We start from the raw sequence: 12,449 nt of genomic DNA, 5'->3' as shown, positions 1-12,449 counted from the left end.
AGGGATATTCGCCTTGGAGTACCCAATACTCACAACCTTGTCCCCAGATGTGGATAACTTTTTAACAACCCCTGTAGATAGTGCATATACGAATCCACCGACTGTTAATAACTTCGGGTTCGAAAGTTTAAACGAATCATGAGAATCACGGTTCAATAAGCGGAATCACGCCTTATCCACAGCCGGAATCCACAGTGTTAATAACTTACAAGCATGTCATTTCAGTTTCCAATATCCAAGTTGACCCGTACTTTATCCGAAAAATCATGAACTCTACCCAAGTTCTCCCCAGCTGTGGATAACTTTGTGAACAACTGTTTATAAAAGTTGTTCACAGTCACTGTGGATAAGAGTGTTTGCCTGTGGATTACTTGGTGAGAACTGGCAGGATCAACATGCTGGCAAAGATGAGCATGACGATTCCGATAAGTACATCAAGTACCTGCCACGCCTTGGGGTTGGCAAAGAGCGGGGCAAGGAAACGTGCGGCGTAGGCAAGTGCGAAGAACCAAGTGAAGCTGGCAATGATCGCACCAGTGGCGAAATAGGGTGCGCCTGCGGCTTGGGAAGTAGCAATTGAACCAAGAAGCAGTACCGTGTCGATATAGACATGTGGATTCAGCCAGGTGAGGGCCAACGTCGTTCCGATGATCGAGACGGCTGTTGTTGCACCGGGGAGCCCTGAGACTTTCAGCGCCTCGGGCTTCAGTGCTCGGCGGAAAGCGAAAATCGCGTAGCTTGCCAGGAAGATGAAACCGCCTATTCGCGCAATCACCAATATCCAGGGCGCTCGGTCGACAAGCGCTCCCATGCCGCTGGCTCCGGCGGCAATCAGGATCGCATCTGATAATGAGCACACCAAAGCGGTGATGAAAACATGCTCTTTCCTGATTCCCTGGCGCAGCACAAACGCATTTTGCGCACCGATGGCGACGATGAGGGACAGGCCAGTGGTAAAGCCGAAGAACAAGGATCCAGAGAGCATGTAGAAACTGTAAGAGATTAGCTGATCTGCGTCGAACTTAAGTTTCTGATTCTAGATTAGAGTTCCTAATGTGAACATGGATGTGGAACACCTCGAAACCCTGCTTGCGGTAGTTGATGCGGGAAGCTTCGATGATGCCTCGATTGATCTGGGAGTGACCGCTTCGGCCGTCAGCCAGCGCATCAAGGCCTTGGAGAACCGCCTGGGTGCAGTCCTGCTCGTCCGCAGTCGCCCGGTTAGGCCTACCGAGCATGGACTGAAAGTTCTGCGCTATGCGCGACAGATGACGCTGCTCAGTGCAGAGTTCTCCAAAGAGATAGCCTCCGAAAATCCGATCCCGATCGCCATTGGAGTCAACGCGGATTCGCTCTCCACTTGGTTCGGTCCGGTATTCTACGAGCTCGCGAAGTTCGAAGACCTCTCCTGTGAAATAGTGCGTACCGATGAAAACAGGGGACTGGAGCTACTTCGAACCGGTCGCGTCAGCGCCGTGGTCACCAATGCGGAGGAGAATATCCAGGGTTGCATCAGTGACAAACTGGGTGCACTGCGCTATCGCGCAGCCGCGCAAGCTTCGGTGGTCCAACGCCATGTACCTACTGGGGCCGTGGAAGAGCTCATTCGCACTCCGATGGTGGTCTTCGATCGTGAGGATCCCTTGCAGCATGAGATGCTCCAGCGGGTTGCCGGGGCTAAAGCGCGACCGGAAGGCCAAGTCCACCATGTTCCAGATTCCATGCAGTTCGTTGCGGCCATAGAAGCGGGGATGGGGTGGGGGATGGTTCCAGAAACGCAGCTGCAGAAAGCCAGCGGGCTGCAGGTACTCAACGAGCAATGGTTTATCGATGTGCCACTGTATTTTCAGCGCTGGGCTGTGGACTCGCAGATCCTCGCGAGGATAGGTGGCATTTTGGTCACAGCCGCGAGACAGCAAGGCCTGCATTTGCTAGCCTGAGGTGGTCACCAGCAATCATTGCTTGGACCCGGACGAGGGAGCCGTACCCGGAGCGCGACAAGACGGCCAGAAAGTATCTGGCATGCATTGGGTAATTTTGATCGTTTCCGGACTATTCGAAGCGGTATGGGCCATCGCTCTTGGCATGAGCGAGGGGTTCTCCAAACTCGTTCCGACCATCGTCTTCTTCGCGGCGCTGGTTGTGTCCATGGGTGGACTGGCCTACGCCATGAAGGAAATTCCCGTCGGCACTGCATATGCCATCTGGGTAGGCATCGGAGCCTCGCTTGCCGTCATTTACTCGATGGCCACCGGACAGGAAGCCTTCAGCGTACTGAAGATGGTCTTCATTCTCGGATTGGTTGGTTGCATCATCGGCTTGAAAGCCGTCAGCCACTAATATCAAAAGCCGCCATTAAACAACTTCGCCGGCCCCCTCAGTAGGGGGCCGGCGATACGGCTATTTCCAGCCCGTTGTCATGAAAAAGCCGACCATCGCAATGCCGAAGCCGACAACGATGTTCCAACCGCCGATATTCGGAATCGGGTACAGGGTCTGCGAAACGTAATAAACGATGATCCACAGCAGGCCCAGAAGCATCAGTCCGAACATGACTGGCTTGTACCAGCCTGGCATCGGCTTATCGATGGCATGGGCGCTCTGGCGCGTCTCCTGCGGCTGTGAATTCTTCTTGCGTCGTGGCTTTGACTCCGGCACTCGAATGCTCCCTCGGCTTCATCTGCTTAATGTAGTAAATGTGGGTGACCTTCAGGTCTTCCCGGTAGGCTTGGGTGCAAGAATGCTGAGAACTGCTTAGTGCATTCCTACGTAGCTTCCATACTAGCCGTTACCCGCTGGAACTCTGGGTTTTGGCCAGTATCGACCCATCTTAGTTGACCTATTTCGCGCATTTCTTTCCCCTAAGGAGCCAGACCGCCGTGAACCGATCAGCCACTGCGCAGGGACGTCGCATGCAGCACCGACGACCGTCGGCAGGAAACCGTATTGCCGGATTCTTTGGCGAACTGCTGATCACCCTTGGCATCTTGCTGATGCTCTACGTGGTGTGGGAACTGTGGTGGACGAATATCGACTCGGCCCAGGCCCAGAAGGAAGTCACCGCAAACCTCGTGCAAGAACTTGGCGAGGTCGTGGTGCCGGAAGGCAACGAGGAGGAAGAGGAGAAGGACTACGGTCCGGCTCCGGTCACGGAAGTGGCTCCCGGAGAAACTTTCGGGATCATGTATTTCCCGCGCTTTGGCGCTAGCGGATCGCACCACCCGGTGACCTACGGCGTGGAAGACCACGTGATCGATAATCTCGGCATTGGGTATTACCCGAGCACGCAGCAACCGGGGGAGCTGGGCAACTTCGCCGTCGCGGCCCACCGCCAGACCCATGGCCAGGTCTTCTGGGATATTGACAAGCTGCAAGACGGCGACAAAATCTATCTGCAGACTGCACAGGGGTATTACACCTACACCTGGTATGCCACCGAGATTGTGGCTCCATCCAATGGCGATGTCCTGTTGCCTACCCCGCACCAGTGGGGAGTGGAACCAACGAAGTCCATCTTGACCATGACCACCTGCCATCCGAAGTACTCGACCCAGCAACGCATGATCGCGTATTCGGAACTCACCGATTGGCGTCCACTGGATGCAGGTCCGCCGAAGGAAATCCGTGACATGGTCATCGACGCAACGAGCTAGGAGAAGAGATGTACGCCTGGATATTTAGAAATCTGCCCGGCCCTTTGTGGCTTCGTATTCTTGAAGCATTGATTCTCATTGCCGCGATCGTGCTATTACTGATGATGTACGTTTTCCCATGGCTGAACCAGTACATCAGCCCATTCACCGATTCAACGATTGGCCAGAGCACCCCGTGAGCAGCACCAGGATCCTCGTGATCGATAACTACGACAGCTTTGTGTACACCCTCGTGGGTTACCTGCAGGAGCTGGGCGCGGAAACCACCGTATACCGCAACGACGATTTGAGCGTTGGGGAAGCAACCAAGTTGGCTGCGGAATACGACGGTGTGCTGATCTCCCCGGGCCCGGGCGAGCCTGCAGGAGCGGGTGTCAGCATCGATCTGATCAAGTGGTGCGGGCAGCAGCGCAAGCCAATGCTCGGTGTCTGCCTTGGGCATCAGGCGCTCGCTGAAGCTTATGGCGGCACGGTCACGCACGCCGAAGAACTTATGCACGGCAAGACCTCGCTGGTGAGCCACGAAAACCACCCGGTCTTCAACCAGGTAGCCAACCCCTTCACCGCAACGCGCTACCACTCCCTGGCAGCCGTACGCGAGAGCATCCCTGCTGAGCTTGAAATCATCGCTGCTACCGCCGGGGGAGTCATCATGGGGCTGGCGCACCGGGAAGCACCACTATGGGGCCTGCAGTACCACCCAGAGTCGGTGCTGACCGAGCAGGGATACCAGATGCTGGGCAATTGGCTGGAATTCGTAGGACTTCAGGGGGCAGCCAAGAAGGCCACGACCCTGAGCCCGCTCTTCAGCGGAGAGTAGCCTAGCAGCCTATCGGTCGCGCCCGTTTTCCCGTGGCGGGTTAGTCCGATCTGGCGGGCCCTTCCCATTGGAAGGAGCCGGAGCGTCACTGGTAGGAGAAGCACTGTCGGACGGATCATCGGATTCTTCTGAATCTGGAGATTCGGTCTCGCTGGGCGATGGTTCTTCACTTGGTTCTGGTGCCGGCGGAGCCTTGGCCACAGAAATCTTCACCAGGCTTCCCTGAGCCACGTCCTCCGAGGCCTCGGGGGACTGCTTGAACAGGGTTCCCTCAGGGTAGTCGTCGGTTGCCACCTCATCGAACTGAACTTCCAACCCGATGTCGTCCGCAGAGAGCTTCTCTTCAGCTTCCTCACGGCTCATCTCGGTAACGACCGGAACGGTCACCATGCCGGTAGAAAGGATCAGGTCGACTTCGCTGCCGGCCTTCACCTTGGAGCCCAGCTCCGGGCTGGTGCCAATAACCCAGTCGGTTGGAATGGTTGCAGAGTTCTCCCGGCTGACTTCACCCACTTCGAGGCCAGCTTCACGCAGGGCATCGCGGGCAGCCGTCTCGGACTGGTTCGCCAGATCCTTGGGAATCGTGCGCTGTTCCGAACCATCGGAAATGAATAGCGCAACCGTGGATTCCTTGGAAACCATGGACCCTTCTGCCGGGTCGGTTCGGGTCGCCTTGCCCTGCTCTACTTCATCACTGAATTCCCGCTCTACACGCACCTGGAAGGTGGAATCGCGCAGCAATTCACGTGCGTCGTCTTCGGACATCTCCAGGACCTTGGGCACAGCAACTGGGGCACGCTTTTCAGCCTCGGCCTGGATCGAGCGGATCACCAGGAAACTGGCGATACCCACAGCGATCAGGGCAATGATGGTCAGCAGGATGATCAGGCCGCGGTTGGACTTGTGCCGTGCAGGAGCTTCGGGAGCCTCATCTTCGACGAAGACCGGGTGCTGGCTGGTGCCTGGCGCTGACTGCGCGATGAACCCGGTTTCAGTCTCGCCGTGCATGCCGTATATCGGCAAGGTGTAGGTTGATGGTGCCGGTTCGTCATCATGGAATTCAATGCCGTTCAGTGCATCTTCCAACGCAGCCGCGAAAGCGCCTGCGCTCTGGAAACGGTCATCGCGTTCCTTGGACAGAACCTTGGAAACGATCGGGTCGAAGATCGGGTCAACGTCGTGCTTGACCTCGCTGGGCGCTGACGGAATCTCGCCAACGTGCTGGTACGCGACCGAAACCGGCGAATCACCGGTGAACGGGGGGCGCTGGGTCATCAGCTCGTAGAACAGGCAGCCAACAGAGTAGATATCCGAACGGAAATCGACCTGTTCGCCGCGTGCCTGCTCAGGAGAGAAGTACTGGGCGGTTCCCACCACAGCGGCGGTCTGCGTCATTGTCGCCGATGTGTCCAAGGCACGGGCTATGCCGAAGTCCATCAGCTTCACGTGGCCGGCATCGGTCACCATCACGTTGGCCGGCTTGATGTCGCGGTGGACGACATTGTTATTGTGCGAATGATCCAGGGCATTGCATACGCCGCGGGTGACGTGCACAGCGAAGGAAGCGTCGACATCGCCCGAAGCGATCACCTGCTTCAGAGTCCGGCCGGTCACGTATTCCATGACCATGAAGGGCAAGCGCTCACGGCTATGATCGGTAGCAGGCAGCTCGCCGGTGTCGTAGACGGCAACGATATTCGGATGGCTCAGGCCCGCGACGGCCTTGGCTTCACGGCGGAATCGATTGACCACCATGGGGTTGCTTGCGGTATCCGGGCGCAGCACCTTGACCGCGACCTTGCGCGAAAGCACATGGTCGGTGGCAAGATAGACATCCGCCATGCCGCCGCGGCCTACCAGCGATTCGATCTCGTAGCGATCGTTGATCAACCGTGGCAAGCCGGGGGGCAAGGCTTCGACTTCACTCATGGCGCTTCGCTTTGGTCCGGCTCTGCAGCTTCTGGGGATTCAGATGCCGACGGGGTAGCGGACTCGGATGCTTCGGGTTCTTCTGGGCCCATGGAAATATCCAGGGTCACCGTGGTGCCCGGCTCTACTTCGCTGCCGGCTGGAACGTCCTGCGCAAGCACCGTGCCAGCGACCGAAGAGTCATGGCGTTCCTCGCCCTTGGCCACGGCCAGCCCAGCGTCCTGGATGCGCTGCTGCGCAGCTTCGTAGCCCATGCCGGTTACCGAAGGAACGCCAACGGTTTCGGGAGCCATGGCGTAGGTAATCGAAATGGTTTCGCCCTTTTCGACGCTGCCGGTCGGGTTCAGCGAAATGACTTCGCGTGGGTCGTACTCATTGGTTTCCTGCGGGGTCGCGTCAACGACCAGGCCCTTGCCCTCAAGCTCTGCCGTCACGGTGTCGATATCCTGGCCCACCAGCGAGGCCGGAACCTCTACGTAGGTCACGGTTTCACTCGGGGTCGGGGAAGAGGACTCGAAGGTCTCCGATGCTTCGGTGGTTTCTTCCGAAGGATCGGTGGATTCCTCGGTCGGAGAAGGGGATTGGGAAACATCGGTGCTCTGCGTGACCGAAGCCGTCGGCTGATTGTCCTTGTCGCTGCTCATGGCAGGGATCAGCCACGCCAGCAAGGCAATCACGGCGGCCAGCGCGATGATCACGATCAGCGGGACCAGCCAAGGGCTGCGTTTGGCCCCGGCCTCGCCAGCCGGATCCTGGGTATCCACGTCCTCGTCATCGAATCCGCCGGCTGCGGCACTGGACCCGGAGAAACCGCTGGTAGCGCCGGCAGGTTCCACCACGGTCGGCATCGCATTGGTCATCGTCGGCGCGGAATCAGCACGCGGCACCACCTGGGTGGCGTCGTTACCCATGTTGACCACTTGGGTTGCGTCGGTGGCGATACCGGTGGCCAGCATGCCGGGAACGGCCAAGGTCGCGGTATTGGTATCACCGGAGCGCAGTGCATCGGCGGCCTTCGCCAGCGCCGTTGCGTCCTTCGGGCGATCCGACGGGTTCTTGGCCAGCATCGACATGATCAGCTGGCGTACCGGTGCCGGGATGGTGTCCGGCAGCGCCGGGGGAGCATCGTTGACCTGTGCGAGGGCGATGGCGATCTGCGATTCGCCGGTGAACGGGCGGCGTCCTGCCAGGCACTCGTAGCCGATCACGCCCAAGGCGTAGATGTCAGAGCTGCCGGTGGCGATCTGCCCGGTGGCCTGTTCCGGGGCCAAGTACTGGGCGGTTCCCATTACCTGCCCGGTGGCGGTCAGCGGAACCTGGTCAGCAAGCCGGGCAATGCCGAAGTCGGTGATCTTCACGACGCCCGAAGGCATCACCAGGATGTTACCCGGCTTCACATCGCGGTGCACCAGGCCGTGCTCGTGGGCTGCTGCCAGCGCGCGGGCGGTCTGCGCGATCAGCGAGAGCGTACGGTCCACGTCGAGCTTGCGCTCGCGCTCGATAATGGTGGACAGCGGCGGGCCGGGAACCAGTTCCATCACCAGATAGGCGGAGCCCTGTTCCTCGCCGTAGTCGAAGACACCAGCGATGCCAGGGTGGTTCAGCAGCGCGGTGTGGCGTGCTTCCACGCGGAAACGCGTCAGGAAGCTCTCATTATCGGTGTATTCCTCTTTGAGGATCTTGATCGCTACCAGACGTCCTAGGACCTGGTCTCGTGCCTTCCAAACTTCGCCCATGCCACCGATCGCAATGCGGTCGGTCAGCTTGTAACGACCGCCCAAGGTGGTGCCGGTTACTGGCCTCACTTGTTGAACACCGCCTCTAACATCGTCTTCATAAGTGCACCTGCCGTGTTGTGGCCGGTGTTGTAATCTACGTCTTGAATATTGACCGTGATGGCAACCTGCGGATCATCGGCCGGTGCGAAACCGGTCATCCAGGAGTTCACCATGCGGACTCCGTTCTCTGACGGTCGCTGCGAGGTGCCGGTCTTGGCTCGGAAATCCACGCCGGGAACGCGGGCATTCATGGCCGTACCGCTCACAACCGGGCCTTCCATCAGCTCGGTGAGCTGTTCGGCAACTTCCGGGGTGGTGGCCGTGGAGAACTTCTCCGGCTTCGGGTCCTCGATAACTCGAAGATCCGGCGCGATGACCTTGCCGATCAAATTCGGCTTCATGATCACGCCGTCATTGGCGATGGCCATGGCGGCCATGTTCATCTGCAGCGGAGTAGCCTTGTTTTCCCATTCGCCGATTGCCATCTGCGCCATCTGCGCTTCATTGGCCTCAGCAGAAGGGAACTCGCTTGGAACAACATTCTGCGGGATGCTCAGCTGCTGCCCGTAGCCGAAGCGCTCGGCAACCTCGGTGAAGGCATCCTTGCCGACGGTCTGGCTGATTTCCATGAACGGGGTGTTGCAGCTCTGGGCAAAGATGAACTCGAGCCTTGCCCGGGTATCCCGCGCGCAGATGCCCTCATTGAAGTTGTTCATCTTAGCGGTCGAATGCGGATAATTCACCGACACCGGATTGTCGATGGGGGTTTCCATATCGAACTTGCCTGATTCCAGGGCCGCAACGGTGCTGAGGATCTTGAACGAGGAACCTGGGGTCACCGGGTTGCTGATGGCCGGGTTCCGGTAGGGGCTCAAGCCGTCGGTGTTGCTGATGTCCTTCAGGTTCTGGGCCGCCTGGGAGGTCGAGTGCACCGCCAGCAGGTTGGTGTTGTAGCTTGGCTTGGAAGCCATCGCCAGGATGTCACCGGTCTTCGGATTGGTCACGATGATCGTGGCCTTCAAGTTGTCAGGAATCGCTTCGAAGGCAGTCTTCTGCAACTGCCCGTCAATGGTCAGCTCAACCGAGGCGCCTTCGGAACGGGTACCGGTGAACATGGCCGACAAGCGGTCGAAGAGCAGATCCGAGCTCGTGCCGGTCAGCCAGTCGTTCAGCTGCGATTCGAGCTGGGTGGTGCCATTCGCGAGCGAATAGTAGCCAGTCAGGTGGGCGTAGGTTTTCGCGTCGTGGTAAACACGCTGGAATTCGAACTGGCCATCATCGGTCGGAACGGATTCGGCAATCGGCTTGCCGTCGACCAGGATCGCGCCGCGGGGCAGGTCGAACTCGCGGTAGAGTTCGCGCTTGTTCAGCGCATTCTCCGAGAGCGGCTTGGCGTCGAAGAACTGGATGTAGCTCAGTCCACCCAGGCAGATGACGAACAGGACGGTTAGCGCAACCCAAACGCGCTTGATTGCATGATTCACTTTTTCGTCACCGCCTTGGTGCTGGAGGTAAGGGCCGTGCTGGCACTTGCAAATTCATCGGTTGGTCCTACGCCGCCAGTCTTCGGGCGGCGCGAGTTGTGGGAGATCAGGAGCAGCAACGCGATGATGATCCAGTTCGCCAGCAGCGATGAGCCGCCGGCGGCCATAAATGGCGTTGCCAGGCCGGTCAGCGGGATCAGCCGGGTGACGCCTCCGATGATCACGATGCATTGCAGGCCCAGGGTGAAGGACAGGCCTGCAGCCAGTAGCTTGCCGAAGGTATCGGCCGAGCCCAAGGCGGCCCGCAAGCCGCGGGAGACCAGCAGCATGTAGAGCAGGATGATCGCGGCCACGCCGATCAGGCCAATTTCTTCGCCGAAGGAGGCAATGATCATGTCGGAGTTGGCCAGCGGAACACGGTAGGGGGAACCCGCGCCCAGGCCGGTGCCGAACAAGCCGCCGTCAGCCATGCCGAATAAGCCTTCTACGATCTGCATGCTGCCACCCTTGGCCTGGTAGATCGCAGGGTCAAAGGCGTTGAGCCAGACGTCCAGGCGGCGGGTTACGTGGCTCATGGTCAGGCCCGCGACGATGCCGCCGGCGACAACCATCAAGGCACCGATGAGCACCCAGGAAATACGCGCGGTTGCCACGTAGATCATCACGATGAACAGGCCGAAGAAGAGGATCGCGGAACCGAGGTCTCGCTGCACCACGAGCACGCCGATGGAGAGCAGCCAAGCGATAACCATCGGAGCCATATCCCGCAGGCGGGGCAGCTGCAGCGGTCCGAACTTGCGGCCAGCCATCAGGATCAAGTCGCGGTTCGACGAGAGATAACCGGCGAAGAAGATCGACAAGGTGATCTTCGCGAGTTCGCCTGGCTGCAGCGAGAACATGCCCATGCGGATCCAAATGCGGGCACCGTTGATCGTGACACCCAGTTTGGGAATCAACGGAAGCAGGAGCAATACGACCGATAGCAGCAGGGCGATATAGGTAAACCGACGCAGCAGGCGGTGGTCCTTGATTGCCCAGAGAACGACCGAAGCAATGACGATGGCAATGGCGGTCCAGAGCAGCTGGCGCGCCGACTGGGACGTTCCCTTAGCCAGGTCAATGCGGTGAATCATGGCTAAGCCAAGGGAGTTCAACGCAATCGTAATCGGAAGTATTACTGGATCGGCATATTTGGCGAAGATGCGCAGCAGCACATGAACCGTCAGGGATAGTGCCGCCAGGATGCCCATCTGCACGTAGAAGTCGGTGTTGTCGACATCCTCGGTGGAGCTGCCCACCAGATAGAACGCGGCACCGCCCACGCAGAGGGCCAGCAGCACCAGCAGCAGCTCGAGATTGCGCCGTGGCACCGGTGCGGTTTGCACTTCGGTCATTGCATTATCTCCTGGCAGTAGGCGGGCAGTTCGAGCTGGTTGGCGGAATCCGAGGATCCGGGAACGGTGACCGGGCAGTTCTGCTTCGCGGTGACCAGGAGTTCCTGGATGATCATCTGGGCATGCTGCTGGTTCTCTGCCGAGATGGTCGATTCAACGCGGTGGCGTGAATACTCCGGCAGGGCTTCGAGCGGCACCTTGCTGACTGTGTCGACCTCGGAGAGCGAAATCGGTCCGAGCTCCTGGGGAACGCCCTTGTAGATTGCGACCTTTCCATCGACAGTGCCAACAAAGTACTGGGTCTGGGTCCACATGTAGCCCCAGACGCCCAGGGCAATGACGAAGAAAGCCGTCAAGGTCAGCAGGATCGGCATCATCCAACGGCGCTGCTGCACCGGAGCATCCAGTGGATCCAGCACCTCGCCGGCCGCCGGGGAACGGTGGGTCAGCAAGGCAGCTGCACGGCGTTCGCCGGTGTGCTGGGTCACCACCGGGATCTGGCCGGTTTGCGTCGCAAGCTGGGCGGCGCCCACCAGCAGGTGGGGACGCTGGGAAATCTCATGGCGGAGCAGCGAAGCGCTGGCTTCGACATCGCCTTCGGCGGCAATGGTGAGCTGGCCGGTATCCGGTGCGGGTTCTGGTTCGGCGGGCGCTTCGCCTTCGACGACAGCGTTTTCGACAACCTCGAACATCACCACGGTGACGTTATCCGGCGCACCATTCTTCAAGGTGATGGCAACCAGGTCGTTGACCGCTTCATCCATATCGGCGGTAGTGCGGATGATCTGCTCGATTACCGGAACCGGCACCGCGTCGGTGAGTCCGTCAGAGCACAGCATCCAGCGTTCGCCGGGTTCTGCCTCGAATTGGTCGACATCGAGTTCCGGGGAGGCATCCGAGTCGCCCAGCACGCGCAAGAGCACGTTCTTATGCGGGTGGACCTCGGCCTCGGCCGGCTTGATGCGGCCTTCGTCGACCAGCCGCTGCACGAAGGTATGGTCCTTGCTGATCTGCTCGAAGACCCCGTGCTTCAAGCGGTAGGCGCGGGAGTCGCCGATGTGCGCCATGTGCAGGGTACTTCCCGAGAGCAGCAGGGAAGTGACGGTGGTACCCATCCCCGAAAGCTTCGGGTTGGCGCCGACGAGTTCATTCAGCACCAAATTGGCGGCCTGGATCTCATCCGGCAGGGCATTTTGCGGATCTGCGGTGCCATCGTGGTCCAGATGCACCAAATCAAGCACGGTGGAGGCTGACGCCACGTCACCGCCGACGTGTCCGCCCATGCCATCGGCAAGCACCGCGAGGTACGCGCCGGCGTAGGCGGAGTCGTCATTCTTCTTGCGAACCCGCCCCACGTCGGATTTCGCAGCAAATTTTAGTTTGAGGGCCAT

Annotated in this window: 12 protein-coding genes and 1 riboswitch; of the genes, 5 read left to right on the top strand and 7 right to left on the bottom strand. The window is 59.2% G+C overall.

Features of this window, described 5'->3' with window-relative positions:
* Positions 1-367: 367 nt before the first annotated feature.
* Entirely contained in the window at positions 368-985 is a 618-nt protein-coding gene (locus EDF61_RS08115; protein WP_105658681.1) for a LysE/ArgO family amino acid transporter, read from the bottom strand.
* A 76-nt stretch (positions 986-1,061) separates the two neighbouring features.
* On the opposite strand from EDF61_RS08115, the gene EDF61_RS08110 reads away from it, so the two are divergent.
* Positions 1,062-1,940, top strand: a complete 879-nt coding sequence (locus tag EDF61_RS08110) for an ArgP/LysG family DNA-binding transcriptional regulator (protein WP_133833754.1) — start codon at positions 1,062-1,064, stop codon at positions 1,938-1,940.
* 5 nt (positions 1,941-1,945) lie between these two features.
* A riboswitch (guanidine-III (ykkC-III) riboswitch) is annotated at positions 1,946-2,011 on the top strand.
* Between the two features lie 11 nt (positions 2,012-2,022).
* Positions 2,023-2,340, top strand: a complete 318-nt coding sequence (locus EDF61_RS08105; RefSeq protein WP_105658679.1) for a DMT family transporter — start codon at positions 2,023-2,025, stop codon at positions 2,338-2,340.
* A 60-nt stretch (positions 2,341-2,400) separates the two neighbouring features.
* Here the strand turns inward: EDF61_RS08105 and EDF61_RS08100 are convergent, their stop codons facing one another.
* Positions 2,401-2,658 (bottom strand): cell division protein CrgA, encoded by a 258-nt coding sequence (locus EDF61_RS08100; protein ID WP_105658678.1) that lies wholly within the window; start codon positions 2,656-2,658, stop codon positions 2,401-2,403.
* Between the two features lie 221 nt (positions 2,659-2,879).
* Here EDF61_RS08100 and EDF61_RS08095 point away from each other — a divergent pair, with 221 nt between their 5' ends.
* The 3 genes from EDF61_RS08095 to EDF61_RS08090 are packed head-to-tail and all read left to right on the top strand — an operon-like array spanning position 2,880 to position 4,473.
* Positions 2,880-3,653: a class E sortase gene (locus EDF61_RS08095; RefSeq protein ID WP_133833753.1), complete on the top strand. Its 774-nt coding sequence runs from the start codon at positions 2,880-2,882 to the stop codon at positions 3,651-3,653.
* Positions 3,654-3,661: 8 nt separating this feature from the next.
* Complete coding sequence (locus EDF61_RS18755) at positions 3,662-3,832, top strand: hypothetical protein (protein ID WP_038992718.1); 171 nt, start codon at positions 3,662-3,664, stop codon at positions 3,830-3,832.
* Complete coding sequence (locus EDF61_RS08090) at positions 3,829-4,473, top strand: anthranilate synthase component II (RefSeq protein ID WP_105658676.1); 645 nt, start codon at positions 3,829-3,831, stop codon at positions 4,471-4,473. Before EDF61_RS18755 ends, EDF61_RS08090 begins: the two co-directional genes overlap by 4 nt.
* A gap of 9 nt (positions 4,474-4,482) precedes the next feature.
* Here the strand turns inward: EDF61_RS08090 and pknB are convergent, their stop codons facing one another.
* From pknB to EDF61_RS08065, 5 genes are read right to left on the bottom strand one after another with little or no spacing between them, the layout of a single operon-like run.
* Positions 4,483-6,402, bottom strand: coding sequence for a Stk1 family PASTA domain-containing Ser/Thr kinase (gene pknB, locus EDF61_RS08085; protein ID WP_133833752.1), 1,920 nt, complete (start codon positions 6,400-6,402; stop codon positions 4,483-4,485).
* On the bottom strand, positions 6,399-8,207 hold the full coding sequence (locus tag EDF61_RS08080) for a protein kinase domain-containing protein (RefSeq protein WP_133833751.1): 1,809 nt from the start codon (positions 8,205-8,207) through the stop codon (positions 6,399-6,401). The genes pknB and EDF61_RS08080 overlap by 4 nt, the downstream gene beginning before the upstream one ends.
* Complete coding sequence (locus EDF61_RS08075; RefSeq protein WP_133833750.1) at positions 8,204-9,664, bottom strand: peptidoglycan D,D-transpeptidase FtsI family protein; 1,461 nt, start codon at positions 9,662-9,664, stop codon at positions 8,204-8,206. Before EDF61_RS08075 ends, EDF61_RS08080 begins: the two co-directional genes overlap by 4 nt.
* On the bottom strand, positions 9,661-11,058 hold the full coding sequence (locus EDF61_RS08070; RefSeq protein ID WP_133833749.1) for an FtsW/RodA/SpoVE family cell cycle protein: 1,398 nt from the start codon (positions 11,056-11,058) through the stop codon (positions 9,661-9,663). Before EDF61_RS08070 ends, EDF61_RS08075 begins: the two co-directional genes overlap by 4 nt.
* Entirely contained in the window at positions 11,055-12,449 is a 1,395-nt protein-coding gene (locus tag EDF61_RS08065; RefSeq protein WP_105658671.1) for a PP2C family protein-serine/threonine phosphatase, read from the bottom strand. Before EDF61_RS08065 ends, EDF61_RS08070 begins: the two co-directional genes overlap by 4 nt.

It is taken from the genome of Arthrobacter sp. JUb115, assembly GCF_004365035.1.
Lineage (GTDB): Bacteria > Actinomycetota > Actinomycetes > Actinomycetales > Micrococcaceae > Glutamicibacter.
The sequence above is the reverse complement of the archived record's forward strand: the minus strand, read 5'-3'. Positions and strand labels throughout refer to the sequence as shown.